Consider the following 26,536-nt stretch of genomic DNA (forward strand, 5'->3'; position numbering starts at 1 on the left):
GAAGAAGGAGTAAAGACAAATGGGCAACTGGGATTGGCAGGTTTTCCTGCAGGACCCCGGGGGGGAATATCCGAGCTACCTGCAATGGATGCTCTCGGCGTGGGGCTGGACCGTGTCGGTCGCGCTGCTGGCGCTGGTGGTGGCACTGGTGCTGGGCTCGCTGATCGGCATCATCCGCACGCTGCCCGACAGCCCGTGGCTGGTGCGGCTGGGCAATGCATGGGTGGAGCTGTTCCGCAACATTCCGCTGCTGGTGCAGATCTTCCTCTGGTATCACGTGATCCCGGCGCTCATTCCCGTCATGAAGGGCGTGCCGAGCTTCATCCTCGTGGTGCTGGCGCTGGGCTTCTTCACCTCGGCGCGTATCGCCGAGCAGGTGCGCTCGGGCATCCAGGCGCTGCCCAAGGGCCAGCGCTACGCGGGCATGGCGGTGGGCTTCACCACCGCGCAGTACTACCGCTACGTGATCCTGCCGATGGCCTACCGCATCATCATCCCGCCGCTCACGAGCGAGACGATGAACATTTTCAAGAACTCGTCCGTCGCGTTCGCCGTGTCGGTCGCCGAACTCACCATGTTCGCGATGCAGGCGCAGGAAGAAACCTCGCGCGGCATCGAGGTCTACCTTGCGGTGACGGCGTGCTACGTGGTCTCGGCACTCATCATCAACCGCCTCATGGCGTTCATCGAGAAGAAGACCCGCGTGCCGGGCTTCATCGTCTCGGCCGGCGGTGGCGGAGGACACTGAAATGATGAATCTCGACCTGTCCTTCTACAACTGGGACGTCATCAGCAACTTCGTCGTCAAGGGCTTCTACTTCAGCGTCACGCTGACGGTGGTGGCCACGATCGGCGGCGTGATCTTCGGCACCCTGCTGGCGCTCATGCGCCTGTCGGGCAAGAAGTGGCTCGATGCGCCCGCTGCCCTGTACGTCAACGGCATGCGAAGCATCCCGCTGGTGATGGTGATCCTGTGGTTCTTCCTGCTGGTGCCGGCGTCGTTCTATTCGCTGTTCGGCTCGGTGGGCTCCAACTACCGTTCCGAGATCTCGGCGGTGATCACCTTCGTCGCGTTCGAGGCCGCCTATTTCAGCGAGATCATGCGCGCGGGCATACAGTCGATCCCGCGCGGCCAGGTCAACGCCGGCCAGGCCGTGGGCATGACCTACGGCCAGAACATGCGCCTGGTGGTGCTGCCGCAGGCCTTCCGCAACATGCTGCCCGTGCTGCTCACGCAGACCATCATCCTGTTCCAGGATACGTCGCTGGTCTACGCCATCGGCGCCTACGACATGCTCAAGGGCTTCGAGACTGCCGGCAAGAACTTCGGCCGCCCGATCGAGGCCTACCTGCTCGCGGCCGTCGTCTACTTCGTCATGTGCTACGCCCTTTCTTGGCTGGTCAAGCGCCTGCACAAGAAGATCGCCATCATCCGCTGACAGTTTGAGTGGCTAACCGGAGAAAGAAATGTCCGAAAAAATGATCGAAATCAAGAACGTATCGAAGTGGTACGGCCCGGTGCAGGTGCTCAACGACTGCTCCGTGAACATCGCCAAGGGCGACGTGGTGGTGGTGTGCGGCCCGTCGGGTTCCGGCAAGTCCACGCTCATCAAGACCGTGAACGCGCTCGAGCCCTTCCAGAAGGGCGAAATCACCGTCAACGGCATCCCGCTGCACGACCCCAAGACCAACCTGCCCAAGCTGCGCTCCAAGGTCGGCATGGTGTTCCAGCACTTCGAGCTGTTCCCGCACCTGTCGGTGACCGAGAACCTCACCATCGCCCAGATCAAGGTGCTCGGCCGCTCGCCCGACGAAGCCAAGACCCGCGGCCTGAAGATGCTCGACCGCGTGGGCCTGATGGCGCACAAGGACAAGTTCCCGGGGCAGCTGTCCGGCGGCCAGCAGCAGCGCGTGGCCATCGCCCGCGCGCTGTCGATGGACCCCATCGTCATGCTGTTCGACGAACCCACCTCGGCGCTCGACCCCGAAATGGTCGGCGAAGTGCTCGACGTGATGGTGAACCTGGCCAAGGAAGGCATGACCATGATGGTGGTCACGCACGAAATGGGCTTCGCCCGCAAGGTCGCCAGCCGCGTGATCTTCATCGACGTGGGCGGCCGCATCCTGGAAGACTGCTCGAAGGACGAGTTCTTCGGCCATCCGGAAAACCGCCAGCCGCGCACCAAGGACTTCCTGAACAAGATCCTGCAGCACTGATCGGCTGCGCTGCACAAGCGACAAGGGGCCATGCTGGCGACGGCATGGCCCTTTTTCTTCGCGTCCTTCGCGTCCTCTGCGTGCGGATGTCCGGTTTCAACTCGCGGCCGAAGCACGGAGCTATGCTGCACACGGAGGAGAAAAGAATGAAACACCCCGATCGACCCTCGCATCGCACCACGGCTGTGTGCCGCCTCGTCGCAACGGCTTGCGCGGCGGCGGCCCTGCTGGCGGCGTTGCCGGCACAGGCCGCCGAGAACTGGACCGAGATCGCATCGACGCCCCGCAAGAAGGTGCTGCTGCAGCGCGATTCCATCCGGCCGCACGACGGCATGGTGGAAGCCTGGACGCTCTACCGCTACGACGAACTGCAGACCGACGTGGGCAAGACCCCGTACCGCACCTCGCGCTATCTCTACGACTACGACTGCAAGGGCGGGCGTGAGAAGGCGCGCCGCGTCGTGAGCCACAACGGGCCGCTGGAGGTGCACGATATCGACCTCAGCCGGCACACCGAATGGAAGGCCGTCGGCGGCCCCACCACGGTGAGCGGCATCGTGTTCAAGCAGGTGTGCGCGCAGGCGCGCTGATAGTTAGCGGCGCCGCGCTTGCCGTGCTGATAGGCTCTGCGGCCAGTTTCCCCGCGGAGCCCTCGTGTCCAGCAACAAGTTCCAGATCGGCAAGTGCGCGTTCGAGTTCGACCCCGAGACGGAGGTCGCGTTCGAGGACGGCGGCATGTCCTTCCACCTCAAGGCCCGGCCCGTCGGCTACGACAAGTCGCGGCACACGCCGCCCTTCGATCCGGAGGGCTCCGACAACCCCGCCGCAGGCCGGATCGCACCTTCGTTCCGGTCCTCGACCTTCCATTTCTACGACAACCACGACACGCCCCGGCGACACATCCGCTACCTCCAGAACCAGCCGACGAACGGCTTCTTCGCTCTCTGGGAAAACGGCTTCGCCTTCGGCACGCGCTTCTTCGGCCAGATCGACCTGCGCCCCGACCGCATCGAATTGCAGGGCCTGCTGCGGCACGACTACGAGACGGACGCGCAGGGCGTGCCGGTGCATGTGGTGTGGCATTGCCCGCCGGGAGAGGTCGAACTGCGCCCCTACACCTACGGCAGCTTCGAGGAGGCGATGGCCGCTGCGCCCGAGCGCGTGCGCCGGCTGCTCATCCGCGATTGGGACGGCCGCTGGCGCGACGAGCTACTGCGCTTCACCCGGCTCGAGCACCTGTCGCTGCAGCATTCGTGGGGCACCGACACGTCGAACTCGGCCACCGCGTTCCCGGAATCCTTCTGCACGCTGACCCGGCTTCGCGAGCTGTACCTGCGCAGCCCCGTCTTCTCACGCCTCCCCGAAGGCCTGGGTGCGCTCGAATCGCTGGAAGTGCTCTCGCTCGAGTACTGCCGCATCGAGGCATTGCCCGACAGCATCTCGCGGCTCGTGCGCCTGCAGCGCCTGCTGCTCGACGGAAACCAGCTCGCGACCTTGCCCGAGTCCGTGGGCAACCTGCCGGCCCTCACGCGCCTGAGCATCAACAAGAACCCCTTCGAGTCGCTGCCGGCCACGTTGAGGAACATCGAGAAGGTCGACATCGAAAGGAAGAACGAGGCCTTGTTCCGCGACATCCGCTATCGCCCCGAGGTCGAGGCCGCGGTGGATCGCGAGGCCTTCATGGCCCGCAGCAGCCAGCGGCACGTGGCACTGCTGGGCGATGCTCTGGCGCGGCACGGCCTCCAGCGCTATGAAGACGCCCTCCTGCGCCATGCGCGCCAGGCGCTGCGCCTGCGCACCGTGGAACCCGAAGACTACGCAAGCCTGGGCAACACCCGCATCGGCGGCAGGCCCGACCTGCCGCCCGGCATCGACTACCCCGCGACCGACGGAAAGCCCTGGCGCTTCTACGCCCAGATCGACCTGGCCGACATTGCGCCGCTGCAACCGTGGCTGCCGCGCTCGGGCCGCCTCTATTTCTTCGGCGAAGGCCAGGAGCAAGGCGACGGCGTGCGCGTGCTGCATTCCGATGCGCCGGCCGATGCGCTGCGCACGCACGCGTGGCCGGAGGACGCCGAGTTCGCCGACGGCTGCAGCGTGTCCGATGCGTACGAGGGCTACAAGACCAGCGTCGACATCACGGTGTCGTTGCCGAATCTCTACAACGCCGGCGGCGGTCGTCTGCTCGGTGACGACGTCGTGCTGCTGGAGATCGACAGGGACGACAAGCTGCAGGAAGCCTACTGGGCACTCGAAGCCGAACTGGCCGGCGACGGCGAGCGGCGCAACACCGCGCACCTGATGAACGCCCACGTCTTCACCCAGCATGAGAACCCGCAGGAGCAGGCATCGCGCGAGAAGGGCGGGCTGCCCGTGGAGTGGGTCAACCTGCTGACGCTGTGCTCCGACGGCAACCCGGGCTTCTGCTTCTGGGACGCGGGCACCTTCACCTTCAGCATCCACGAGAAGGACCTGGCGCTAGGCGATTTCTCCCGCGTGCACTGGAGCCTGGAGAGCAGTTGAGGCCGCCGCCCGGCCGGCGGTCACGACACCCACCACGACACCACGAAGAACGGCCCCGGCTCGCCCGGCACAAGGAACAGGATGTCGCCCCTGCCGCAGGTCGGCCCGCATTTCAAGCCGAGATAGCGGACCGTGATCCGGGGCTGAGCCTTGCCGGAGAGCAGGACGGATGCGATGCCCCGCTCCAGGAAGTCCGCAACCAGATGCTGTGCGTCGGAATTGGCAGGGCCATGCAGCGCCTGGCAACCGTTGGCATCGGCAGTCGATCCGTCCCCCGCCGCCTTCAGCAGCGCAGCGGCCCGTCGTCCCTGGATGAGCGCCTGGCGCTCGGCCTCGGTGGTCCATGCGGTCGGCGCACCGGCGGCCATCTGCTCCAGTTCGCGACGCGGTAGCAGCACCGTGGCCGGTCCGCCGGGCACGGCGATGCACGGCCGGGGAAGCTCGCCCGGAAGCGCGATCGAACGCGATTCGTCGACTTCCTGACCGGCTGCAGGGCGAGCGGCTTGGGCGGGCGGGATGGAGCTCATGAGTGCGAGTGCAGCAAGGGTGGCAAGGGCGGATGAGGCCAGTCTGTGCATCCGCAAGACTGTACCCCGCCCCTTCCGCATCGCCTTCTGCGATCCAGTTCACGGTGGCGTCGTGCACCGGGGCCACCGGGCAGGCGCAAGTCTTCTCGAAAACTGAACACCTGTTGCCCGATCCGGCCTGTCGCCTGAAGGGCCGCCTGCCTACAGTCTCCTCCCCAACAAGGAGACAACGAGTGAGCGATGAAGATGTCGATGTCCTGGTCCCAGGCGGCGGCGGGCCACGGGGCGTGCTTGTCGAGGGCTGCCTCGAGAAACAGCGCTGGCAGGCCCCGCTCCAGTGGCCTGGCCCTGATGCTTTGCCTCCATTTCGGTGCCGCGATGGCACTGCTCGCCCCATGCCCTGCGGCAAGTTCGCCCACGGAGTCTTCCGTAGCGCCGCGTGCCGCGCCATGCCCTCGAGAAGCGCCCGCCAAACCTTGTCGGCCCCGGCACGGACCTGATCACCCATACGACAACCCGAGAAGACTCCGATGAAAAAGCGAAATTTTCTGCACGTCACGGCCCTGGCCGCCACCCTTTTCCTGGCAGGGCATGCGCATGCCCAGGACTTCCCGCCGAAGAAGCCTGTCACCCTGGTGGTCGGCTTCGCACCGGGCGGCGCGGCGGACGCCGCCGCACGCCTGATCGCCAGGAAGCTCGGCGAAGACATCGGCCAGACGGTGATCGTCGACAACAAGGCGGGTGCCGGCGGGAACATAGCTCACCAATTCGTGGCCAACGGCCCCGCCGATGGGTCGATGCTGTTGCTCGGTTCCATCGGACCGTTGACCATTGCACCGCATGTGATGAAGGTGAGCTACGACCCGTTCAAGGATCTGGCCGCGGTTTCCGGCGGCGTCAACTTTCCCAACGTGCTGGTGGTGCACAAGGGCCTGGGTGTGAAGACCTTGGCCGAGTTCGTGGCCCTGTCGAAGAAGAAGCCCGGCAGCGTCGACTTCGCTTCGACCGGTGCCGGCTCCGCATCCCACTTGGCCGGGGAGCTGTTCAACCAGCGAGCCGGCATCGACATGGTGCATGTGCCTTACAAGGGCGGGGCCCCGGCCCTGCAGGACTTGCTGGGCCAGCGCATCGCCTCGTATTTTTCGGCGCCGCCGACTGCGTTGCCGCAGATCGAGGCCGGCAATCTGATTCCGCTGGCCAGCACGGGCCTGACCCGTCCGGCCTACATGCCCAACATCCCGACGGTGGCGGAGTCGGGCTACCCCGGCTTCGAAGCCCTCAATTGGTACGCCTTCGTGGCGCCAGGCAAGACACCGGCGGCCCTCCTGGACCGCTGGAACCATGCCATCGTCAAGGTACTGGCCGATCCTGGCGTGAAGGAGGCCCTGAACAAGCACGGCTTGACACCGCAGCCGACCACCCGTGCCGAACTCAGCGACTTCATGAAAAAAGAGGACGCCAAATGGAGTGCGATCGTGCGGGACCGCAAGATCACCGCAGACTGAATCCGATGATTCATCGAGCCCGCGCAATGCAGCTCAGGGCAACCGCGAAATCCTCTGCGTCAGCAGATCGAAGAACCCCTGCGCATCGCCTTCCGCAATCCAGTTGACGTTGGCCGGCTTCTTCAGTCCGCCGTACCAGTCGACCACCGTCTGCCCGAAGCCGAGCCCTTCGCGGCTGTCGACTTCCACGTTGACCTTGCGGCCCCTGAAGAGCGAGGGCTGCAGCAGGTAGGCGACGACTGTCGCATCGTGCACCGGCCCGCCGGGCAGTCCGTAGTACTGCATGTCGTGCTGCACGTAGGCGTCGAGGATGTCTGCCACGGTCCGTCCGGCCTGGTTGCCGAGGCCGCGCAGCTTGGCAATGCGCTCGGGGCTCGTGAGCACCTTGTGCGTGAGGTCCAGCGGCAGCATGGTGATGGGCACGCCGCTCTTGAGCACGATCTCGGCCGCGTGCGGATCGGCGAACACGTTGAACTCCGCCGTGGGCGTGATGTTGCCGCCGTTGAAGTGCGCGCCGCCCATGAGCACCAGTTCGCGCAGGCCGCGAGTGATGTCGGGCGCCTGCGTGAGCGCCAGCGCGAGGTTGGTCTCGGGGCCGAGCATCGCGAGCGTCACGCTCTTTTCGGGCGCGGCGCGCAGCGTGCGGATCAGGTAGTCGACCGCGTTGCCGTCGGCCAGCGGCTGGCTGGGCTCGTGCACCTTCACGCCGGTGATGCCTTCGCTGCCGTGGATGTCCGCCGCGTAGATCGGCGTGCGCAGCAGCGGGCGAGGCGCGCCGGCATAAATGGCGATGTCAGGCCGCTTCGCCCACTCGCGCGCCAGGCGTGCGTTGCGCGAGGTCTTTGCAAGCGGCACGTTGCCGGCCACGGTGGTGAGCGCCTGGATCTTCAGCTGCTCGGGCGACGCCATGGCGAAGAGCAGCGCAATCACGTCGTCGGCACCGGGGTCGGTGTCGATGATGAGCGTGTGCGTCGTGGCCGGCGTGGCGTCTGCGGCGTGGGCTTTCGGAGCGATGAGGCTGGCGGTCAAGAGGGCAACAAGTCCGAGGAAAAGAATCGGGAAGAGCGCGACGAGGCGCGATGGCAGCGCCGGTGCCGCAGGCCTGAAATGCATGGGAAGACTCCTTGCGGACGCTGTGGAAGAAGCGCCTCTCGAGTCAGTCTGCCAGAGCATCGCGCGGCAAGGACACCGGATCGTGATGGCATTTTCGATGCGCTCGTGCGCGGCTGCAACGTTGCGCAAACCAAGGCGTTAGCGCATCCGAAAGGCCGAAACTGAAAGTGCGCAAGGCACGGCGAAGAGGTTTCATTCGCCGTGTTGCGAAAACGCCGCTTGCTCAGCCCCCGTTCGAACCAGTCAGCAGCCGCCGGGCGAAGAAAGCCAGTATCTCGTCGCGCGCAGCCACCGTCGGCTGCCCCGCCTCGTCGATCAGGTGCGCCGTCACCACGCTGTGCGGGCTCGCCACCACCTGCGCGAAGAAGGGCGGCGTCTGGGTGTTGGCCGCGCTGTCGGGCAGCACGCGCGCCACGAAGCGTTCGCCCAGCGCCTGCTGGAAGGCCGCGAAGCGCTGCGCCCTGCAGTGCCTGTCGCCCTCGAAGCGGTAGGCCATCACGGTCAGGTCCTCGCGCTCCAGCCGTTCGCGCACTGCAGCCAGCTCCTCGGGCGCCATGTTCATCGCCTCCGGCTTGTCCATCGGCAGCGAGGGCTGGCACATCACCGGTGCGAGCATCGCCGGCTCCAGCATCATCGAGAGCGCGAAGTTGCCGGTGAAGCACATGCCGATCGCGCCGACACCGGGCCCGCCGCACTCGGCGTGCGCGAGCCGCGCCAACGCGCGCAGCCACTGCGTGACCGGGCTCGACTCGTTGGCCGCGAAGGCGCGGAACTCGGCGCTCACGCAGGCGCGCTTGAACACCGCGATGCCTTCCTCCGCACCGGGCACGGCGCCGTCGCGGCCGAAGAGCGACGGCATGTAGACGGTGAAGCCCGCGTCGCGCACCCAGCGTGCGAAGCGCGCCACGTGCGGGCTGATGCCGGGCATCTCGGTCATCACGATCACGGCCGGGCCCCGGCCCATGACGTAGACCTTCTTCTCGATGCCGTCCAGCGTGATCTGGCGCGCGGTGAAGTCGTCGAGCGGGTCGTCTTCGGTCAGGGGGCGTTGGTGCTGTTGCGCCATGGGTGTCTCCTCCGGTGTTCAGTTGGTCTGTGCCGCATCGACCAGATGCTGCAGATGCGCGCAACCTGCGCTGCGTGCGAAGTCGGGCAGGTGCCAGACCTTGCCGCCCACGCCCCACGCGCCATCGGGCACCTCGTGCATCACCACGGATGTGGCGAGTCTGCGGCGGTCGTCTGCCGGCAGGGCTTCCTCGAAAGCAGCGTGAATGCCGGCGACGAAGAGTTCGCGCGATGCGTCATCGAGCACACCGGCCGGCAGGTATGCGAGCACGGTGCAGGGCAGCAGCCTGGCCGTCACGTCAGCACCGCCACAGGTCCAGGCACCGGCGGCGGCTTCCTCGACCAGCACCCAGCACATGCTCCGCGCGCGAGGCTCGTCCGGCATCTGTTCGGCTGCAGCAGCCGCTTCGTTGATCTTGCGGACCAGCACGGCGCGGGTCTCACCGGGAAACGAGCCATGGGGGATCTTCACGAGGATGGTGGGCATGCGACTGCGGCCTGGGAGCTTCGAAGCTTGTATTGGACGTTCGGCGCCGACAGAATGGCAGTGTCCAATTCGACTCCTTTGAGGCCTTATCGGCCAATCTTCCAGATGCATGACTTCACCGTGCTGGTGCTGCCCGGCGCCTTCAACTCCAGCGTCGCGGTCACGATGGACATCCTCGGCGCAGCTGAAGCGATGGCTGCCCGCGCAGGCGTCGCGCCGCCTCGCTGGCGGCTGTGCTCGGTGCATGGCGGACCGGTGCAGCTGCGCGCAGGCATGAGCCTCGACACCGCGCGCCTGCCCGTGCGCCCGCGCGACGACCGCTCCACCTGGGTGGTGCCGGGGCTCGGTCTCAACACCCCCGGCGAGATCCGCCGATGCCTCGAAAGCGACGACGCAGCCAAGGCCATCGCCGCCCTCGCTCGTCACGCCAAGTCAGGCGGCCAGGTCGCGGCCTCGTGCTCGGCCGTGTTCCTGCTCAACGCCGCCGGCCTGCTGCAGGGCCGGCGCGCGACCGTCTCATGGTGGTATGCCCCGCTGCTCGCACGCATGGCGCCCGGCTGCACCGTCGATGCCGACCGCATGGTGTGCTCCGACGGCCCCGTGGTCACCGCAGGCGCCGCCTTCGCCCAGACCGACCTGATGCTGCACCTGCTGCGCGAGCGCTGCGGCAGTGCGCTCACCGATCTGGTCTCGCGCATGCTGCTGATCGACGGCCGCCAGGCGCAGGCGCCGTTCATCGCGGCGGAGGTGCTGGCCAGCGGCAACGACCTGGTGGCGCGGCTCGCAGCCCGTGTCGAATCGGCATTGCCCGAGGCGCCCGCGGTGAGCGAGCTGGCGCGCGAGTTCTGCATGTCGGAGCGCACGCTGTCGCGGCACATCCACAAGGCCACCGGCAAGAGCACGCAGGCGCTGGTGCAGAGCGTGAGGCTGCGGCGCGCCCGCGCGCTGCTCGAATCGAGCCGCATGACGGTCGAGCAGGTGGCGGGGGCGGTGGGGTATCAAGACGCCACGGCACTGCGGCGCCTGATGAAGAAGGTGGCCGGAGCGAACCCCAGCCGCTACCGCGCCTGAGCAGGCGCGGCAGCTATCGCCATTACTTCTTGCGTGCAGCGATCGCCTGCTCGGCCTTCGCCACCAGATCGGCGCCGATGGTCGACTTCCACTTGTCGTACACCGGCCGCGTCGCCTTCACGAACGCGGCGCGCTCGTCGGGCGTGAGGCTGGTCACGGTCACGCCCATGCCTGCGATGTCCTTGAGCACCGGCTTGTCGGCCTCCACCAGGCCCTTGCGCGCGATGGCGATCTCTTCCTTGCCCGCGTCGATGGCGGCCTGGCGCACGATGGCCTGGTCGGCCGGCGTCCACGAGGCCCAGATTTCCTTGTTGACCACGAACACCAGCGGGTCGGCCACGTAGCCCCAGGTGGTCACGAACTTCTGGCCCACCGTCTGCATCTTGAGCACCGTGAACAGGAAGAGCGGGTTCTCCTGCCCGTCGACCGCGCCGCTGGCCAGCGCGGGCTGTGCGTCGGCCCAGCTCATCTGCGTGGGGTTGGCGCCCAGCGCGGTGAACATGTCGGAGTAGATGGGCGAGCCCACCACGCGGATCTTCATGCCCTTGATGTCGGCCGGCGATTTGATCGGCTTCTTCGAGTTGGTGATCTCGCGGAAGCCGTTCTCGCCCCATGCGAGCGGCACCACGCCGGCCTTCTCCAGAGTCTTGAACATGTCCTTGCCCACCTCGCCCTGCGTGAGCGCGTCGATGGCAGCGTAGTCGGGCATCAGGAACGGCATGGAGAACAGGTTGAGCTGCTTGACCTGCGGCGACCAGTTGATGGTTGAGCCCACGGCCATGTCGATCACGCCCTGGCGCAGCGCGCTGAACTCGCGCGTCTGGTCGCCCTGGATGAGCGACACGCCCGGGTACAGCTTGATGTTGATGCGGCCCTGCGTGCGCTCCTTCACCAGGTCGGCCCAGATCTTCCCGGCCTGGCCCCACGGCGTGGGCGGGCCCAGCACCAGCGACATCTTGTACTCGGGCTTGTAGGCGGCCTGCGCCATGGCGCCGGACGAGAACATGCCGAGGGCGACAGCCGTGGCGGCAAGGCCGAGCAGGGTGCGGCGGAATTTCATGATCAAGGCTCTCCTAATAATGGTTCTGCGACGGGACGGACGAAAGAAACAAAGAAATCAGTAGCCGAGCTTGCGCGGCAGCCAAAGCGCCAGTTCGGGGAAGACGATGACCAGCACCATCACCACGAACATCGAGAACAGCATCCAGCCCACCCAGCGCACGGTTTCTTCCATGCGCACCTTCGCGATGCGGCACGACACCATGAGGTTGACCGCCAGCGGCGGCGTGAACTGGCCCAGCGCCACCTTCAGCGTGAGGATCACGCCGAACCACACCGGGTCCCACTTGTAGTACTGCACGATGGGCAGCAGCAGCGGCACGAAGATCAAAAAGATCGACACGCCGTCGAGGAACATGCCCACGGTGATGAGCAGCAGGATGAGCAGCGCCAGGATGCCGTACTCGCCCAGCCCTGAGTTCACGATGGCGCGCGTCACCGGGTCGATCACGCCCAGCGTCGAGAGCGAATACGCGAAGATGCCCGCGAGCGACACCACCAGCAGAATCACCGCCGAGAGCTCGCCCGATTCGCGCAAGATCACGAACAGGTCGCGCACCTTGATGGTCCGGTGGATGCACATGCCCACGAAGAGGCCGTAGAACACCGCCACCACCGCAGCCTCGGTGGGCGTGAACCAGCCCGCGCGCATGCCGCCCAGAATGAGCACCGGCGCCGCCAGCCCCCAGGTCGCTTCGCGAAAGCTCTTCCAGAAGGGCGGGCGCGGCAGCGTGGCCTCGAGCGCGCCCATCTTGTGCTTGCGGGCGAGCCACACGGCCGGAATCATCAGCGCCAGGCCGGCCATCACGCCGGGCACCATGCCGGCCGCGAACAGCGCCGGCACCGAGGCGCCGGGCACCAGCACCGAGTAGACGATGAAGGCGACCGAAGGCGGAATCAGAATGTCGGTGGCCGCTGCCGCGCCCACCACGCTGGCCGAGAATGCCGCCGGGTAGCCGGCGCGCGACATGGCCGCGATCATCACCGCGCCCACGGCAGCCGCATTGGCCGGGCCCGAGCCCGAGATGCCGCCGAGGAACATCGCCACCGCAATTGCCACCAGCGGCAGCATGCCGGGGCCGCGCCCCACGATGGCAATGGCAAAGTTCACGAGGCGCAGCGCCACGCCCGAGCGGTCGAAGATGGAGCCGACCAGCACGAACATCGGAATGGCCAGCAGCGGATATTTGCCCAGCCCCGCATAGAAGTTCTGCGGCACGGCCAGCAGGCCGAACCACTGGGCGTCGCTGTTGGCCAGTGCAATGCAGGCGGCGCCCGCCAGGCCCAGCGCGGCGCCGATGGGCACGCCCACCAGCATCATCACGACGAAGGCAACGAAGAGCAGGGTGGCGATCACGATGCGCTGCCCTTGCTGTCGGAGTCGTAGTTCGTCTCGCGCCCGCGCCGGATCATGAGGCCTATGGCCCGCAGCGCGATGCCGAAGGACACGATGGGCAGCCAGATCGAATACCACCAGGAGGGCAAGCCGATGCCGGGCGTCGTCTCCTCGAAGCGGTAGTCGTCCCACACCATGCGGATGCTGAGCGCGCCGATGAGCGTGAAGAGCACCGCGATCATCAGCGCGCCGAACTGCGCCAGCCGCTTGCGCCGCGCCATCGAGCCGCTTTCGGAGAAGTACTCGATGCGGATGTGCCTGTCGCGCGCCACCGCGGCCGAGCCGGCCACCAGCGCCAGCATGATCATGAGGAACACCGAGAACTCCTCCGTCCAGGCGAAGGACGAATCGGTGAAGTAGCGGACGATGACGTTGGCAAAGGTGATGAGCGCCAGCGCGCCCATGATGATGACCGTGAGCCAGTCCTCGATGGCAAGGGGAACCTTGGTCGGTTCGTCTGCGGCTTCGATGTCGGGGGGAATGGGGCTGGCGGCGTCCAGCGTGGGGCCGGACTCGGTTGGAGTTGTCATCGCAGGATGGTCAGTGAGGCACGCACGAACGCCATGTCACCGGGCGGACGCCGGGACGCGTTCCGTACACCTCGACAGGGGAGCTGTGACCGATGCTAGGGGGTCCATGACCATTCATGTATCGGGGGTTTCCTTAGCCGCTCGGCCTGGGGCTGGCTCTTGGAGCGGCTTTCGGGGCGTGTGCACAGGGCGCCGGGTACTCCCCTCCGCGAATGTCCCCCGGCCTTCGGCCTCCTCCTTTATTTCGCTGCGGGGAGTACCCGGCGCCCTGTGCGTGGGGAGTGGGGCTGTGGGGTTGGTGGGGCGAGCGCTGCGGCGGATTGGCCAGATTTTTGCGTTGAGGTATCGCTTGAGCAGCAAAATGCGGTCATGAGCGGATCGCAAGGTTCGTCCGGCAAACTAAGTTCTACGGCCCAGAAAGAGGTAGTCCATGATCCGAGCGGATATGGTTGCGACCGAGCTTCATGCTTGGGCGCCCGAGCTAGCAGATGGCTTCAATTCTCTCGCATACCTAGGGTCAGAGCCTTCGATTGAATGGCTCACCCATTCTGAATGGCACTTGCAGCTAGAACTCCTCAGCCGCCAAGAAGGGCACGCGATCGCGTCGGAGATGTGGCGCAAGGTTCTCAAGGAACGTGTTTATCTCCCGGCACCAGCATTGCTCCTGATACTCGAACACATGCGCCGAAACCCTGCCGATATGGGGAGTTCATTGATGTCGGTTGGCTTCGAGTTTTCCAAGACGTTAGCGAATGTCGCGTACCGAGCCGCTGATGCGCTGCACGAAGACGCGAAGGATAGTTTTGCAAGCGACGAGATCGATGTTGCCATCGCGAGATTTCGCGTAGCGCTCTCTGAGTTCCGGTTCGCCATCGAGAGCCAACAACTTACCGCTCCTACAAGACGAATAGCGACTGGCAAATACGCGACTGCAGTTGCAATGATCGGACGTTGGATCAATGTGTCGCCTGAGGCGGTCTCAAGAGCTTTGTCGTATTCCCAGGAATCGATGGATCTTGGAAACTTGAAACGCGAGACACTGATCTATCGACTTGAGCTTCTAGTTCTGCAGTTCGATCAGACTGGCGACGTCCAACTTTTGCGAGACGCGCTAGAACTCCTTTCGGCGAACCAGAATATTGCAGAGGGTTCAGAACTCGCCGAGGCCGAGGCGAGATTTCGCCTTGCACAGCTTTCGGTGTCGGGGTCCAGAGAAGCTAGACGTTACCTCGAAGGCGCGGCAAATAGGCTCTTACGGTTTCAACCCAGAAGTGGCGTCGAAGAAGCCCGCCACAGCGTGCTCTCCACCCTAGTTGAAGAGGTTCAGCAGGGGCGACTAGTTATTTCAGCCAGATCAATTGCGATTCCGAGAGGGGTAATCGTTCTGATGGCTATGCAGCCATCCGCCGAGCTTTGGAGAGCCATAAGACGAGTGGTCCATCGACTCGAAGATCTGCGAACGAGACGAGAATGGGTACCTGCCGCAGTGCTAAGTGCTCGATTCCTGCGCCAGATGGTTGATGGGCCAGCCGAGCTTCTTGCACCTAGCGACCTTTCTCTCTACGTAGAGGTCACAGGCTGGCTCTCTGAGAGGTCTCCATGGAATAGACACCTTCAATGGGAGGCGGGAGCGGCTGCACTCTCAGCCGCGAAGCGAACTGAAAATCATGATCTGGCGCACCGGGCTCAGAGAATATTTGATGCGCTCGCCAGCAGCCATCCAACGTGGCCACTTCCGCGGATCGGCATTGCACGGGTGCAAGACTACCTTGTAGGTGGTCAAGGAAGTGCAGCTTCATCTACTGCTGACAGCTGGCGTGATGCTGCGACCCTTGCGCTTAAATCGGTCGCGTACGCGCGATCAAATTTAGGTGGGCGCAATGAGGTCTTTGCAGTTGCAGACGCAAGAGGATTTTTGTCGGAGACGTTCGTCTTTAAGCGGACAACGAAATCCAAAGCGGAACATGAAGCGTCGATGCTGAATGCTCTGCGAGATGAGATTGCTCGGCTGGGCTATACAAGCCGTTTCGAAGTGCCTCGGTCGCTGGCGATTGTCGAGGTGCAGTCAGACGATGAGCGGCGGTGGGTGCACGTCTCTCAGCGAGCTGCTGGAAGATTGGTAAGCGAACTCCGTCCTGAGGAGATCCCTGGTGTACTCGAGCCGATCGCAGAACTCTTGGCGGTCTTCCATCGTGTAGCAGGGAGTCCGGCGGAAGGTAGGTCAGCATGGCGGCGGCTGAAAGACTATCTCAAGATGTGGTCAAAAACTCTTTTCGATTCGGATCAGGCTGATCGCTTCGTGGGTTCCTTGCGGAATCTTTTTCCTGCGACGCTACCGCAGGTAAGGAAACGGGATGGTCATGCGTCCAACTGGCTCGTGGACCCCGCAGGACGAATCGTCGCTATTGATCTTGAATCCACGGACTTCATTCCAATCGGCTACGACATTGCTCAGCTGGTCGAAGACAACGCGTTGTTAGAAGCAAACCAAGAAGGTTGGCGCATGCGGCTAGCGATCTTGGAGCGTTATCTGAACCGCATGGGGGAAAAACTCAGCGCCACTGACTTGGCCGCTGTATACGGATGGTTCGCCGTCACCCGCGCTTTGCGTCTAGGTACGGAGAGGGAGGCAGGAAAAAACTTGCGACGCCACGCGCGTGAACTGTGCGGGATGCTAGTGGAGTGCTGCAATGGTCCGATCAAGGAAGTAGCGCGGGAGCTATTTCATGCTCTCTCGCGCATTGAACAGCCAGAAACGGTTGCATCAACCCCGAGCCATGATCATCGCCGGTTAAGTAAGTCGATGGCATATCAGCTTCGTCATCATGGTCCGACAAATGGCGTTCCGATCGATGAAACAGGATTCGCAGCGATGGATGATCTAGCCGCTGCTCTCAAGGTGGATTCGAGCGAGTTGCTAGGAGTCGCCGAGCATCCCGGGGAGCCAAGGTTCCAAGTACGGGACGGGCGGATCAGAGCCCTCTACGGTCACTCGCTAGACGTTGTTGTTGAGGCCGGCAATAAAGTTGGTGCGCCAACTTCTCTCTATCATGGTTCTAGCTGGTCAGCCCTGGATGCGATCGTTCGTAACGGTTTGATCCCGATGCAGCGGCGCATGGTTCATTTGACAAACATCGCTGATGAGGCCATGGCCGTGGGCGAACGGAAGGGGGCTCCTCTCGTCCTCGCGATTGATCAACGTCACGATGAAGAGCCTGTAGCCGAAGGCATTTGGGTTGTAGCGGGTGTTATTCCCCATCGCCTATCCATAGTGAATCCTTTTATTGACGAAGCCGGCGCAGTTCGATAAGGAGAACTGCACCTGCGCCTGTCTATTGCTGACTCTCCACAACGTAAGCCTCTTCCAAGTCTCGACGCAACATCAGAGTCCGCGATGATGGCAAAGCTGACGAACACGCAATGAATTGCGATCGCAGCGCTGTCGCATATCTATCCTCCGACAGAGGTCCACCGCCTGCGGATGATCGAAACCCAAGCAGGTCGCCTCGCCGCTGTTCTGCAGTCACCTCAAACTGGATCGAGGTGACATGAATGGCATTGGCGATGCAATATGCGAGCTTGCCCAAAGACCAATACGGATGTCGATGAATGGGCACGTGCCATTCGCCCAGCCGGACAGGTTCGCCAAAGTAGAAGTACCACACGGCCAGCAGCGCGTCATCAAGCTCGTCAAATGTGACGAGAAAGTCGTCCTTGCCGGGACCAGGGACGCTGTCCCAGCAACTAAAATGAATGCCTTCGGAGCTTTCTGCCAAGGTGGAGTGGCGGTTGCCCTCGACATGGAGCGAGAACCGATCTGGTGATATCTCCGTGACGACGACGCCGCGTTCGGAGAGGTACTTCATTGAAGACGACAAGGACATCGGGTTCTCACATTTGTTCTTAGGTCCAGGCTTCACGTCGCCACCTTGGCTCAGAGACCGCAAGCACCTGTGCTCTATTGTTGCTGCACTCAATGCGACGACAACTATCAGTTGTGAGATCCCAGGCGGGCCGCGAACCGCGCAGCCCGCAAACCAGCCCCTACCCGCCAGCCTCAGGCACTTTGCATCGCGCCTTCTCACTCATCTGGAACAACTCCCCAGCCTTGCGCGCCATCTCAGCCGCAAGCCAAAGCAGGTTGTTCAATTGCCGAGGCCCATCCCCGCTGCACCAATCAATCTCTTCCCCGTGGCAGACCCACAGGAGAGCTTCAAGTTGAGTAAGGATGTTTTCAAGAAGATCCGCCGGGTCTTGTTGGGCGGTTTCTGCGGAAGCTACCGGCGTAGTTGGCCGGGCTATAGTCTTGGTAGCCATTTTTGTGCGTTCCTTTAGAGGTAGTTGCACGAACTTGGTTAGACGGCCGGGGTGTTACGAGCACCTTGGCCGTCGCCTTTTGATACCTCGCATCTGCATCAGCGCTTTCGCGCCGACAATCTGCCGCGAGGCAAGCAGCCTTCAAACATCTGGGTGGTGGATTGGGTGTGCGGCCTTTCTGCTCCCCTTGGCGGGGCATAGAGTGACAGGGGCATTCACTCTAGAGAAGAAGCCGGCAAAGAAGCCGCTGCTACAGCACGAAGTCGCGCAGACTGCCAACTAATGCAGCTTCCGCAACGCGCCGTGCGAAGACCCAGCAAGGTCACGCTGTGCCAATCGACCACGGCAACAGCGGCGCTCAACGCTCAGGCCGATGGGGTGCCTTGCGCAGCGAAATAAAGGAGGAGGCCGAAGGCCGGGGGACATTCGCGGAGCAAGGCACCCCATCGGCCTGAGCGCCCCCCGGAAAAGAAGCTCAGTCCATCCAGCCCCGAGCCCGGTCCAGATGCTCACGGCACTCGCGCACCATGCGTTCCAGCAGTTCCGCGCAAGTCGGAATGTCGTCGATCAGCCCGATGCACTGCCCGGCCGAAACCACGCCGTTGTGCACCTCGCCAGACTCCAGCGCCGCACGTCCGCGCGCGCCGGCCACCAGCGGGCGCACGTCCTCGAACTCGCAGCCGCCCGGGCGGTTCTCGGTGGCCACCACTTCTTCGGAGATGGCGTTGCGGAACACGCGCGCCGTGTTGTGCAGGGTGCGGAACATCAGCTTGGTGTCGCGCTCGGTCGCCTCCACCAGCGCCTGCTTGATGTTGTCGTGAATGGGCGCTTCCTTGGTCACGCAGAAGCGCGTGCCCATGTTGATGCCCTCGGCGCCCAGCGCCAGCGCTGCCGCCATGCCGCGCCCATCGGCGATGCCGCCCGAGGCGATGATCGGAATGCGCAGCTTGCGCGCCGCCACCGGCAGCAGCACCAGGCCGGGCACGTCGTCCTCGCCCGGATGGCCCGCGCACTCGAAGCCGTCCACCGACACCGCATCGACGCCGTTGCGCTCGGCCGAGAGCGCATGGCGCACCGAGGTGCACTTGTGGACGATCTTCACGTCGTGCTCCTTCAGCGCCGCGATGAAGTCCTTCGGGCTGTTGCCCGCGGTCTCGACGATCTTCACGCCGCTGTCGATGATGGCCTGCACGTACTCCGCATAGGGCGGCGGCTTCACGGCGGGAAGGATCGTGAGGTTCACGCCGAAGGGCTTGTCGGTCATCGTGCGCGTGCGCTCGATCTCGCGGCGCAGGTCGTCGGGCGTGGGCTGCGTGAGCGCGGTGACGATGCCGAGGCCCCCGGCGTTCGACACGGCCGACGCCAGCTCGGCACGGCCCACCCATTGCATGCCGCCCTGGATGATCGGGTAGCGGATGCCCAGCAGTTCGGTGATGCGGGTCTTCATCGTCGCGGCCTCTCGCTTACAGCGCCTTCACCAGTTCCGGCACGGCCGTGAACAGGTCGGCCACGAGGCCGTAGTCGGCCACCGAGAAGATCGGTGCCTCTTCGTCCTTGTTGATCGCCACGATCACCTTCGAGTCCTTCATGCCGGCCAGATGCTGGATGGCGCCCGAGATGCCCGCTGCGATGTACAGCTGAGGCGCGACGATCTTGCCCGTCTGGCCCACCTGCCAGTCGTTCGGGGCGTACCCCGCATCGACGGCTGCACGGCTGGCGCCGAGGCCGGCGTTCAGCTTGTCGGCCAGGGGCGCCATCACTTCGGTGAACTTCTCTGCGCTGCCGAGTGCACGGCCGCCCGAGACGATGATCTTGGCGGCCGTCAGTTCGGGGCGCTCGCTCTTCGTGACTTCACGGCCCACGAAGCTGCTCTTGCCGCTGTCTGCCACGCCTGCTGCCGATTCGACGGCTGCGCTGCCACCGGTGGCTGCTGCCGCATCGAAGCCGGTCGTGCGAACGGTGATGACTTTGGTGGCATCGCTGCTCTGCACGGTGGCAATCGCGTTGCCCGCGTAGATCGGACGCTCGAAGGTGTCGGCGCTCACCACGGCCGTGATGTCGCTGATCTGCGCCACGTCCAGCTTGGCGGCCACGCGCGGAGCGACGTTCTTGCCGTTGGCGGTCGAGGGGAAAAGGATGTGGCTGTAGCTGCCCGCGATGGCCAGCACTTGAGCGGCGACGTTCTCGGCGAGGTTTTCAGCGAGGCTCGGGCTGTCGGCGGCAATGACCTTCGAGACACCGGCGATCTGGGCCGCTGCCTTGGCAGCTTCGGCGGCATTGGCGCCAGCCACGAGCACGTGGACGTCGCCGCCGCAGGCCAGCGCTGCGGTCACGGTGTTGAGGGTGGCCGGCTTGATGCTGGCGTGGTCGTGTTCTGCAATGACGAGTGCGGTCATTTCATTTCTCCTGTGCGGCAATTTGCGGCACGCAATTCAACGAGGCTTTTCGGGGAACACCGCCGGAACCGGCTTTGCCGGGCCACAGGTGTTGCCCCCGGTAGGGGGTTGGCGTAGCGACACGAAGTGCGCGAAGCCTGGGGGCGAGTCAAATGACCTTCGCTTCGTTCTTCAGTTTGTCCACCAGCGTTGCAACATCAGGCACCTTGATGCCAGCGCCACGCTTCGGCGGTTCGGCGACCTTCAGGGTCTTCAGGCGAGGCTTCACATCGACGCCCAGCTCTTCCGGCTTGACCGTGTCGAGCTGCTTCTTCTTGGCCTTCATGATGTTCGGCAGCGTCACGTAGCGCGGCTCGTTCAGGCGCAGGTCGGTGGTGATGACTGCGGGCAGCGTGAGCGCCACGGTTTCCAGGCCGCCGTCGACTTCACGGGTTACGGTGGCCCTTTTCTCTCCATCTGTGCCGGCGACTTCGACCTTGGAGGCGAAGGTGGCTTGCGGCAGATCGGCCAGCGCAGCCAGCATCTGGCCCGTCTGGTTGGCGTCATCGTCGATGGCCTGCTTGCCCAGGATGATGAGCGAAGGCTGTTCCTTGTCGACCAGCGCCTTCAGCAGCTTGGCGACCGCCAGGGGCTGCAGTTCTTCGGCGGTTTCCACCAGGATGCCGCGGTCGGCGCCGATGGCCATGGCGGTGCGCAGCGTTTCCTGGCTCTTGGCGTCACCGCACGAGACGGCGATGACTTCGGTGACCAGGCCCTTTTCCTTCAGCCGCACGGCTTCTTCAACGGCGATCTCGTCGAAGGGGTTCATGCTCATCTTGACGTTGGCAATGTCCACTCCGGTGCCGTCGCTCTTCACGCGCACCTTCACGTTGTAATCGACGACCCGTTTGACGGGCACCAGAACCTTCATGGCTGTTCCTTTGAATGACGAAGAAGAGAAGAAGAAATGAATGGATGAGCGCAGGGCTCACTCGAGCTTGGCGCCCGATTGCTTGATCAGGCGCTCCCACACCGGGCGCTCTGCCTTCCATGCGGTGGCGAAGAGCTCGGGCGAGCTTTCCTTGATCTCGAAGCCCATGGCCGCGATGCGCTCGCGCACGTCGGGCTGCTGCGTGGCCTTGCGCACTTCCTCGGCGATGCGGTCCACGATGGGCTTGGGCGTCTTCGCGGGCGCCGCGATGGCGAGCCAGCCGGTCACGCGGTAGGCCTCGTCCTTCAGGCCCTGCCCGGCGAGCGTGGGCACATTGGGCAGCGTGCTCATGCGGCGCTCGCCGCTCACGCCGATGGCGCGGATCTTTCCGGAGTCGATGTGCGGCTTAGCCACCAGCGCGCTCGCATACGCCATCTGGATCTGGCCGCCGATCAGGTCCTGCATCATCGGCGCCTCGCCCTTGTAGGCGACGTGGCTCATGTCCGACTGCGTCGCCAGGCTCATGTGCGCGCCGGCCAGGTGCGGGTATGCGCCGATGCCGTAGGAGCCATAGGCCACCTTGCCCTTGTTGGCGACGACGTACTTCAGCAGCTCGGGGCCGGTCTTGGCCGGCACGCTCGGGTGCACCACCAGCACCAGCGGCGCCGCCGCGATCTGGTAGACCAGCGTGAGGTCGCGCGCCGTGTCGTAGGGCAGCTTCTCGTAGAGGAACTCGTTGGTCATGAGCGAATTGCTCAGGCCCAGCACGATGGTGTAGCCGTCGGGCGCCGACTTGGCGACCGCGTCGGTGCCGATGATGCCGGCCGCGCCGGGCTTGTTGTCGATGATGACGGGCTGGCCCATGCCGGCCGACATCTTCTGGCCGATCACGCGCGCGAGCACGTCGGTGGCGCCGCCAGCGGCAAAAGGCACGACCATGCGGATGGGCTTGCTGGGGTAGGGGGCCTGCGCCTGTGCCTGCGCCTGAGCGGGGAGCAGCGCGCACAGCGTGGCGGCGGAAGCGGCGGCGCACAGCAGGGCGCGGCGGTTAGGAAGGCGGAAGGTGGTCATGGCTTGTCTCTGTCTCTCGGTCTGGGTTTCAAAAAAATCGTCGGCTCGCCGTTACTGCGTTACTGCGTGGAGATGCGCGTCTTGAAGGGCAGGGGCTCCAGCGCCTTGTGCAGCCGCTCCTGCAGCGGCGCGGCCAAGGTGCCCGCCGCGGCGCCGTCGATCTGCACGCGCACGAGGCTCTCGCCTTCGGTCTTCACCACGGGCCGCGCGGCCTCGGGCACGCCCAGCTGGGCGCAGGCTTCGGCGACGGCGGCGTTCACCACCTGCAGCGCGGCCATCGCGCGCAGCTCGGGCTTGTAGATCTTTCCGACGTTGGTCATCGGCATGGTCGCGATCACCGACACCCACTTGGGCCGTGCGGGCGCCTCGTCCACGCGCGCGGAGGTGAAGGCCAGCAGCTCCTCTTCGGTCGCGGAGGCGCCGGGCACCAGCGTCGCGAAGATCACCGGCAGCTCGCCCGCGTAGGCATCGGGCGCGCCCACTGCGGCGCACAGCTGCACGGCGGGGTGCGAGCCCAGCGCGTCTTCAATCGTCTTGGGATCGATGTTGTGGCCGCTGCGGATGATGAGGTCCTTCGAGCGGCCGGTGAGGTTGAGCCGTTCCTCGTCGTCGATCCAGCCCAGGTCGCCGGTGGCGAGCCACCCGTCGGCGGTGAAGGCCTTGGCATTGTCCGCAGGGTCGACGAAGCCCGAGAACACGTTGGGCGACTTGAAGAGCACCATGCCCTGCTGGCCGCGCGGCATCTCGCGGTCGGTCGCGTTGCCGTTCTCGTCGAGCGCCACCACGCGCATCTGCATGTAGGGCAGGCGAAAGCCCACGCAGCCCGCGGGTCCGTTCACGCCGGGCGGGGTGATGGTCGAGATGCCGGCCATCTCCGTCATGCCCAGGCTCTCGTGCACGTGCAGGCCGAACAGGCGCTCGAAGCGCGCGGCCAGCTCGGGCGCGAGCACGGCGGCGCCGGTGCGGCAGTAGGTGATCGACGAGATGTCCGCGCCGTCCAGCGGCACGTTGGCCAGCGCCGCGAGCACGGTGGGCACGGCCGACAGCGAGGTAGGGCGGTACCTGGCCACCAGCTTCCAGTAGTTGGCCAGCACCTCCTTGTTGCGCAGCAGCGAGGGCGTGGGAATGATCACCTCCACGCCCGCCGACAGCGACGACAGCGACGCCGGCAGCACGCCCGCCACATGGAACAGCGGATAGCCGTTGATGGAGATGCCGTTCTCGTTCATGCCCGCGACCTGCACGCTGGCCCAGGCGGTGAACACCTGCGCGCCGTGGCTGTGGCGCGCCAGCTTGGGTGCGCCGGTGGTGCCCCCGGTGTGGAAGTAGGCGGCGATGTCGGCAGGCGCGATGTCGCGGCCGCTCACGAGGCGGTCGTCGGATTGCGCGGCGCGCAGCACGTCGAATTCGGCGACGCCTTCGGGCAATACACCGGCTGCACCCGGCTCCTCGCCATGCGGCGCCACGCGCAGCACGGTGGTGAGCGTGGGCACCTGGCCGCGCAGGCGCATCGCCTTCGACCACATGCCCGACTCGGCATCGGAGCCGTAGGCGATCAGTACCTTGGCGCGGCCGGCGGTCATCAGCGCGACCAGCTTCTCGTCGGTGAGCAGCGGGTTCAGCGGCTGCACGATGCCGGCGGCCTCGCCGCCCCACAGCGCCAGGTGGTACTCCAGGCAGCCGGGCAGCAACACGGCCACGGCGTCGTCCGGCCCCACGCCCAGCGTGTGCAGCATGTTGGCGGTCTGGTGGATGCGCGCGAGCAGCTCGGCATACGACCAGCGGATCGGCTCGTCGGCCGGGTTGCCGGTGCGCAGGAAGGTCAGCGCGGTCTTGTCGCCGAAGGCATGGCCCGCGTTGCGGAAGATCTCGTAGGTGCTGCGCACCGTGAGCGCCTGCGCGAGCGGCGTCTCCTCGAGCTTGCGGATGTCGGCGAGGCTGCGCACGGGCAACGCGGGGCGGAACGGCGCGCCCACCGGGGTGCCGTAGTCGTTCTCGTATTTCTGCTTCTGCGTCATGTCTGTCTCCTTGGTTTCGTCGCCCTGCGGACTTGTGCGTTCTACGTTCTACTGGTTCGTGATGTGGTTGTCGCGAATGACCTTGCCCCAGCGCTCGAAGTCTTCCTTCATGCGAACGCTTGTCTGCTCGGGCGTGCGGTAGGCCGCGAAGGTGCCCACGCCCTGGAGCTTGTCCTGCACTTCCTTGTCGGCCAGCGCCTTCTTCAGCTCGGCGCTCATGCGGTCGATGACCTCCTTCGGCGTGCCGGCGGGCGCCAGCAGGCCGCCCCACGAGGTGGCGTCGAAGCCGGGGAAGCCCTGCTCGGCCACTGTCTTCACGTCGGGCAGCAGGCTCACGCGCTGACCCGATCCAACCGCGATGGCGCGCAGCTTGCCCGACTTGATGTGCGGCAGCACGCCCACCAGGTCGGAGAACATCGCGGGCACCTGGCCGCCGATGAGGTCGGTCACGGCCGGTGCGCTGCCGCGGTAGGGCACGTGCTGCATGTCGAACTTGCCGATGGTCTTGAGCTGCTCGGTCGTCAGGTGGCCGAAGCTGCCCGAGCCCGCGCTCGTGTAGTTGAGCTTGCCGCCTTCGGCCTTGGCCTTGGCGATCAGGCCCTGCACGCCAGTCACGTCAGGCAGCGACTTCGGGTTGACCACCAGCACGATGGGCAGGTCGTAGATGCTGCCCACGGGCGTGAAGTTCTTGAAGATGTCGTAGCCGGGCGAAGCGTAGAGATGCGAGGCCAGCAGCGTGGGCGTGGCCAGTGTCACGAAGGTGTAGCCGTCGGCCGGCGCGCGCGCCGCAGCGGCCGCGCCCACGGTGCCCGATGCACCGCTGCGGTTGTCGATGACGATGCTCTGCCCAAGCGCCACCGACATCTTCTGCGCCACGATGCGCGAGGCCACGTCGGTAGGGCCGCCGGGCGGGAAGGGCACGATCAGCGTGATCGGCTTGGCGGGCCAGGCCTGGGCGAAGGCGGTGCCGGCCACCAGGGGCAGGGCGAGTGCGAGAAGGGCGCGGCGAACGGGACTGCGGAGCGAGGAAAGGGATGCCATGGGTTTTGTCTACTTTGGAAATGCGGGCGACTGTCTTCTTCTTCAGACGACGCCACTTGTCTTCAATGCCGCGAGCTTCTCGTCCGACAGGCCAAGAAGGGACTGCAGCACGTCGTGCGTGCCTTCGCCCAGCGTGGGCGGTGCGCTGCGCACCGGCAGGCGTTCGCCGTCGAAACGGTAGGGCGGCGCGAGCACGTTGACGGTGCCGGCCACGGGGTGGGGCTGCGTGGTCACGAGGCCGGCATCGGTGGCGCGCTTCGATTGCAGCGCCTCCAGCAGCCCAAGCACCTCGCCGCAGGGAATGCCGGCGGCGGTGAGCTTTTCGAGCAGGTCCACGCGCTGGCGCTTCGCGAGCTCGGCATGCAGCTCGGGCAGCAGCGCGGCGCGGTTGGCCGAGCGCAGGATGTTGGTCTTGAAGCGCTCGTCGGCCGCGAGGTCGGGCCGCTCGATCACCTCGGTGCAGAAGCGCGCGAACTGCGCGTTGTTGCCCACGGTGATGACCAGCGGGCCGTCGGCCGCGTCGAACACGCCGTAGGGAACGATCGACGGATGCGAATTGCCGTAGCGCGGCGGGTCTTCGCCCATGAGCAGCGCTTCGAGGCCGTAGTAGGCGGTGATCATCAAGCCGCAGTCGAAGAGCGCCATCTCCACGTGCCGGCCCTTCCCCGTCTTCTCGCGCTGGTAGAGCGCCGCGAGGATGGCCTGCGCCGAGTACATGCCGGTGAACAGGTCGACGGCGGCCACGCCGAACTTCAGCGGCGGCTGGTTCGCCTCACCGTTGAGCGCCATCAGGCCGGCCTCGCCCTGCACCACGAGGTCGTAGCCGGGGCGCGCGGCCTCGGGGCCGGTGCGGTCGTAGCCCGAGATCGAGCAGTAGACGAGGCCCGGGTTCTCCTTGCTGAGCTGTTCGTAGCCCAGGCCCAGCTTGTCGATGCCGCCGAACTTGAAGTTCTGGATCACCACGTCGCACTGCCTGGCGAGGTCGCGCGCGAGCTGCTGGCCCTCGGGCGTCTGCAGGTCGAGCGTGACGGAGCGCTTGTTGCGGTTCACGCTGTTGAAGTAGGCGGTCTCGGTCTTGCCCACGCGAAGGCCCCAGTCGCGGGTGTCGTCGCCGCGGCCCGGGTGCTCCACCTTGATGACTTCGGCGCCCATGTCGGCCAGCACCATGCCGCACCAGGGGCCCGCGAGGATGCGGGACAGATCGAGAACGCGCACGCCGGCAAGCGGCAGCGATGAATGGGGCAAAGGCATGAGATCAGCTCCCTGGAAACGAGAAAGCCCCGCACGGTG

Annotated in this window: 24 protein-coding genes; 8 read left to right on the forward strand and 16 right to left on the reverse strand. The window is 65.3% G+C overall.

What is annotated here, in order from left to right; translation table 11 throughout:
• The first annotated feature begins 19 nt into the window (after positions 1-19).
• From ACHMXA_RS07860 to ACHMXA_RS07880, 5 genes are all read left to right on the forward strand, one after another.
• Positions 20-748: an amino acid ABC transporter permease gene (locus ACHMXA_RS07860; protein ID WP_176667743.1), complete on the forward strand. Its 729-nt coding sequence runs from the start codon at positions 20-22 to the stop codon at positions 746-748.
• A 1-nt stretch (position 749) separates the two neighbouring features.
• Positions 750-1,439 carry an amino acid ABC transporter permease gene (locus ACHMXA_RS07865; protein ID WP_176667744.1) on the forward strand — a complete coding sequence of 230 codons (690 nt, stop codon included), beginning with the start codon at positions 750-752 and terminating at the stop codon, positions 1,437-1,439.
• Positions 1,440-1,479: 40 nt separating this feature from the next.
• Entirely contained in the window at positions 1,480-2,217 is a 738-nt protein-coding gene (locus ACHMXA_RS07870; RefSeq protein WP_125948202.1) for an amino acid ABC transporter ATP-binding protein, read from the forward strand.
• Positions 2,218-2,363: 146 nt separating this feature from the next.
• On the forward strand, positions 2,364-2,807 hold the full coding sequence (locus ACHMXA_RS07875; protein WP_395319867.1) for a surface-adhesin E family protein: 444 nt from the start codon (positions 2,364-2,366) through the stop codon (positions 2,805-2,807).
• Positions 2,808-2,871: 64 nt separating this feature from the next.
• On the forward strand, positions 2,872-4,740 hold the full coding sequence (locus tag ACHMXA_RS07880) for a DUF1963 domain-containing protein (protein ID WP_395319869.1): 1,869 nt from the start codon (positions 2,872-2,874) through the stop codon (positions 4,738-4,740).
• Between the two features lie 20 nt (positions 4,741-4,760).
• Here the strand turns inward: ACHMXA_RS07880 and ACHMXA_RS07885 are convergent, their stop codons facing one another.
• A complete protein-coding gene (locus ACHMXA_RS07885; RefSeq protein WP_395319871.1) occupies positions 4,761-5,267 on the reverse strand; it encodes a hypothetical protein in 507 nt (168 codons plus the stop codon).
• 530 nt (positions 5,268-5,797) lie between these two features.
• Here ACHMXA_RS07885 and ACHMXA_RS07890 point away from each other — a divergent pair.
• Entirely contained in the window at positions 5,798-6,772 is a 975-nt protein-coding gene (locus ACHMXA_RS07890; protein WP_395319873.1) for a Bug family tripartite tricarboxylate transporter substrate binding protein, read from the forward strand.
• Between the two features lie 33 nt (positions 6,773-6,805).
• Here the strand turns inward: ACHMXA_RS07890 and ACHMXA_RS07895 are convergent, their stop codons facing one another.
• The 3 genes from ACHMXA_RS07895 to ACHMXA_RS07905 all read right to left on the reverse strand — a co-directional run bounded on the left by ACHMXA_RS07895 (position 6,806) and on the right by ACHMXA_RS07905 (position 9,437).
• On the reverse strand, positions 6,806-7,885 hold the full coding sequence (locus ACHMXA_RS07895; protein ID WP_395319875.1) for a nucleoside hydrolase: 1,080 nt from the start codon (positions 7,883-7,885) through the stop codon (positions 6,806-6,808).
• A 223-nt stretch (positions 7,886-8,108) separates the two neighbouring features.
• Positions 8,109-8,951 carry a dienelactone hydrolase family protein gene (locus ACHMXA_RS07900; protein ID WP_395319877.1) on the reverse strand — a complete coding sequence of 281 codons (843 nt, stop codon included), beginning with the start codon at positions 8,949-8,951 and terminating at the stop codon, positions 8,109-8,111.
• A gap of 18 nt (positions 8,952-8,969) precedes the next feature.
• A complete protein-coding gene (locus tag ACHMXA_RS07905) occupies positions 8,970-9,437 on the reverse strand; it encodes a tautomerase family protein (protein WP_395319879.1) in 468 nt (155 codons plus the stop codon).
• A gap of 105 nt (positions 9,438-9,542) precedes the next feature.
• Between ACHMXA_RS07905 and ACHMXA_RS07910 the strand changes: the two genes are divergently transcribed.
• The gene (locus ACHMXA_RS07910; RefSeq protein ID WP_395319881.1) at positions 9,543-10,508 is read left to right on the forward strand and encodes a GlxA family transcriptional regulator; all 966 of its coding nucleotides are present in this window, start codon (positions 9,543-9,545) and stop codon (positions 10,506-10,508) included.
• Positions 10,509-10,530: 22 nt separating this feature from the next.
• Here ACHMXA_RS07910 and ACHMXA_RS07915 read toward each other — a convergent pair whose 3' ends face one another.
• Genes ACHMXA_RS07915 through ACHMXA_RS07925 form a run of 3 tightly spaced genes read right to left on the reverse strand, consistent with a single transcriptional unit; the run spans position 10,531 to position 13,493 of the window.
• The gene (locus tag ACHMXA_RS07915; protein ID WP_395319883.1) at positions 10,531-11,568 is read right to left on the reverse strand and encodes a DctP family TRAP transporter solute-binding subunit; all 1,038 of its coding nucleotides are present in this window, start codon (positions 11,566-11,568) and stop codon (positions 10,531-10,533) included.
• Positions 11,569-11,625: 57 nt separating this feature from the next.
• The gene (locus ACHMXA_RS07920) at positions 11,626-12,924 is read right to left on the reverse strand and encodes a TRAP transporter large permease (RefSeq protein WP_395319885.1); all 1,299 of its coding nucleotides are present in this window, start codon (positions 12,922-12,924) and stop codon (positions 11,626-11,628) included.
• A complete protein-coding gene (locus tag ACHMXA_RS07925) occupies positions 12,921-13,493 on the reverse strand; it encodes a TRAP transporter small permease (protein WP_395319887.1) in 573 nt (190 codons plus the stop codon). Before ACHMXA_RS07925 ends, ACHMXA_RS07920 begins: the two co-directional genes overlap by 4 nt.
• A 430-nt stretch (positions 13,494-13,923) precedes the next feature.
• Between ACHMXA_RS07925 and ACHMXA_RS07930 the strand changes: the two genes are divergently transcribed.
• Entirely contained in the window at positions 13,924-16,803 is a 2,880-nt protein-coding gene (locus ACHMXA_RS07930) for an RNA 2'-phosphotransferase (protein ID WP_395319889.1), read from the forward strand.
• Between the two features lie 22 nt (positions 16,804-16,825).
• Here the strand turns inward: ACHMXA_RS07930 and ACHMXA_RS07935 are convergent, their stop codons facing one another.
• The 9 genes from ACHMXA_RS07935 to ACHMXA_RS07975 form a co-directional block, all read right to left on the reverse strand.
• On the reverse strand, positions 16,826-17,359 hold the full coding sequence (locus ACHMXA_RS07935) for a hypothetical protein (protein ID WP_395319891.1): 534 nt from the start codon (positions 17,357-17,359) through the stop codon (positions 16,826-16,828).
• A 178-nt stretch (positions 17,360-17,537) separates the two neighbouring features.
• Entirely contained in the window at positions 17,538-17,810 is a 273-nt protein-coding gene (locus tag ACHMXA_RS07940) for a hypothetical protein (RefSeq protein ID WP_395319893.1), read from the reverse strand.
• A 475-nt stretch (positions 17,811-18,285) separates the two neighbouring features.
• On the reverse strand, positions 18,286-19,257 hold the full coding sequence (locus tag ACHMXA_RS07945) for an NAD(P)H-dependent flavin oxidoreductase (RefSeq protein WP_395319895.1): 972 nt from the start codon (positions 19,255-19,257) through the stop codon (positions 18,286-18,288).
• A 16-nt stretch (positions 19,258-19,273) separates the two neighbouring features.
• Complete coding sequence (locus ACHMXA_RS07950) at positions 19,274-20,206, reverse strand: electron transfer flavoprotein subunit alpha/FixB family protein (protein ID WP_019656081.1); 933 nt, start codon at positions 20,204-20,206, stop codon at positions 19,274-19,276.
• 148 nt (positions 20,207-20,354) lie between these two features.
• Entirely contained in the window at positions 20,355-21,116 is a 762-nt protein-coding gene (locus ACHMXA_RS07955; protein ID WP_395319897.1) for an electron transfer flavoprotein subunit beta/FixA family protein, read from the reverse strand.
• A gap of 57 nt (positions 21,117-21,173) precedes the next feature.
• Positions 21,174-22,187: a Bug family tripartite tricarboxylate transporter substrate binding protein gene (locus ACHMXA_RS07960; protein ID WP_395319899.1), complete on the reverse strand. Its 1,014-nt coding sequence runs from the start codon at positions 22,185-22,187 to the stop codon at positions 21,174-21,176.
• A gap of 59 nt (positions 22,188-22,246) precedes the next feature.
• Positions 22,247-24,133, reverse strand: coding sequence for an acyl-CoA synthetase (locus tag ACHMXA_RS07965; protein ID WP_395319901.1), 1,887 nt, complete (start codon positions 24,131-24,133; stop codon positions 22,247-22,249).
• 120 nt (positions 24,134-24,253) lie between these two features.
• The gene (locus ACHMXA_RS07970; protein WP_395319903.1) at positions 24,254-25,246 is read right to left on the reverse strand and encodes a Bug family tripartite tricarboxylate transporter substrate binding protein; all 993 of its coding nucleotides are present in this window, start codon (positions 25,244-25,246) and stop codon (positions 24,254-24,256) included.
• 42 nt (positions 25,247-25,288) lie between these two features.
• Complete coding sequence (locus tag ACHMXA_RS07975; protein WP_395319905.1) at positions 25,289-26,497, reverse strand: CaiB/BaiF CoA transferase family protein; 1,209 nt, start codon at positions 26,495-26,497, stop codon at positions 25,289-25,291.
• Positions 26,498-26,536 lie beyond the last annotated feature (39 nt).

Source organism: Variovorax sp. UC74_104 (genome assembly GCF_044055375.1).
Taxonomy (GTDB): Bacteria; Pseudomonadota; Gammaproteobacteria; order Burkholderiales; family Burkholderiaceae_C; genus Variovorax.

Bases quoted from the DNA above. Each gene is read 5' to 3' on its own strand.
- ACHMXA_RS07935 (WP_395319891.1), bottom strand. From the start codon at position 17,359: ATGAAGTACCTCTCCGAACGCGGCGTCGTCGTCACGGAGATATCACCA.
- ACHMXA_RS07945 (WP_395319895.1), bottom strand. From the start codon at position 19,257: ATGAAGACCCGCATCACCGAACTGCTGGGCATCCGCTACCCGATCATC.
- ACHMXA_RS07860 (WP_176667743.1), top strand. From the start codon at position 20: ATGGGCAACTGGGATTGGCAGGTTTTCCTGCAGGACCCCGGGGGGGAA.
- ACHMXA_RS07905 (WP_395319879.1), bottom strand. From the start codon at position 9,437: ATGCCCACCATCCTCGTGAAGATCCCCCATGGCTCGTTTCCCGGTGAG.
- ACHMXA_RS07890 (WP_395319873.1), top strand. From the start codon at position 5,798: ATGAAAAAGCGAAATTTTCTGCACGTCACGGCCCTGGCCGCCACCCTT.
- ACHMXA_RS07930 (WP_395319889.1), top strand. From the start codon at position 13,924: ATGATCCGAGCGGATATGGTTGCGACCGAGCTTCATGCTTGGGCGCCC.
- ACHMXA_RS07955 (WP_395319897.1), bottom strand. From the start codon at position 21,116: ATGAAGGTTCTGGTGCCCGTCAAACGGGTCGTCGATTACAACGTGAAG.
- ACHMXA_RS07940 (WP_395319893.1), bottom strand. From the start codon at position 17,810: ATGGCTACCAAGACTATAGCCCGGCCAACTACGCCGGTAGCTTCCGCA.
- ACHMXA_RS07910 (WP_395319881.1), top strand. From the start codon at position 9,543: ATGCATGACTTCACCGTGCTGGTGCTGCCCGGCGCCTTCAACTCCAGC.
- ACHMXA_RS07895 (WP_395319875.1), bottom strand. From the start codon at position 7,885: ATGCATTTCAGGCCTGCGGCACCGGCGCTGCCATCGCGCCTCGTCGCG.
- ACHMXA_RS07870 (WP_125948202.1), top strand. From the start codon at position 1,480: ATGATCGAAATCAAGAACGTATCGAAGTGGTACGGCCCGGTGCAGGTG.
- ACHMXA_RS07925 (WP_395319887.1), bottom strand. From the start codon at position 13,493: ATGACAACTCCAACCGAGTCCGGCCCCACGCTGGACGCCGCCAGCCCC.
- ACHMXA_RS07915 (WP_395319883.1), bottom strand. From the start codon at position 11,568: ATGAAATTCCGCCGCACCCTGCTCGGCCTTGCCGCCACGGCTGTCGCC.
- ACHMXA_RS07865 (WP_176667744.1), top strand. From the start codon at position 750: ATGATGAATCTCGACCTGTCCTTCTACAACTGGGACGTCATCAGCAAC.
- ACHMXA_RS07900 (WP_395319877.1), bottom strand. From the start codon at position 8,951: ATGGCGCAACAGCACCAACGCCCCCTGACCGAAGACGACCCGCTCGAC.
- ACHMXA_RS07875 (WP_395319867.1), top strand. From the start codon at position 2,364: ATGAAACACCCCGATCGACCCTCGCATCGCACCACGGCTGTGTGCCGC.
- ACHMXA_RS07970 (WP_395319903.1), bottom strand. From the start codon at position 25,246: ATGGCATCCCTTTCCTCGCTCCGCAGTCCCGTTCGCCGCGCCCTTCTC.
- ACHMXA_RS07975 (WP_395319905.1), bottom strand. From the start codon at position 26,497: ATGCCTTTGCCCCATTCATCGCTGCCGCTTGCCGGCGTGCGCGTTCTC.
- ACHMXA_RS07960 (WP_395319899.1), bottom strand. From the start codon at position 22,187: ATGACCACCTTCCGCCTTCCTAACCGCCGCGCCCTGCTGTGCGCCGCC.
- ACHMXA_RS07885 (WP_395319871.1), bottom strand. From the start codon at position 5,267: ATGAGCTCCATCCCGCCCGCCCAAGCCGCTCGCCCTGCAGCCGGTCAG.
- ACHMXA_RS07950 (WP_019656081.1), bottom strand. From the start codon at position 20,206: ATGACCGCACTCGTCATTGCAGAACACGACCACGCCAGCATCAAGCCG.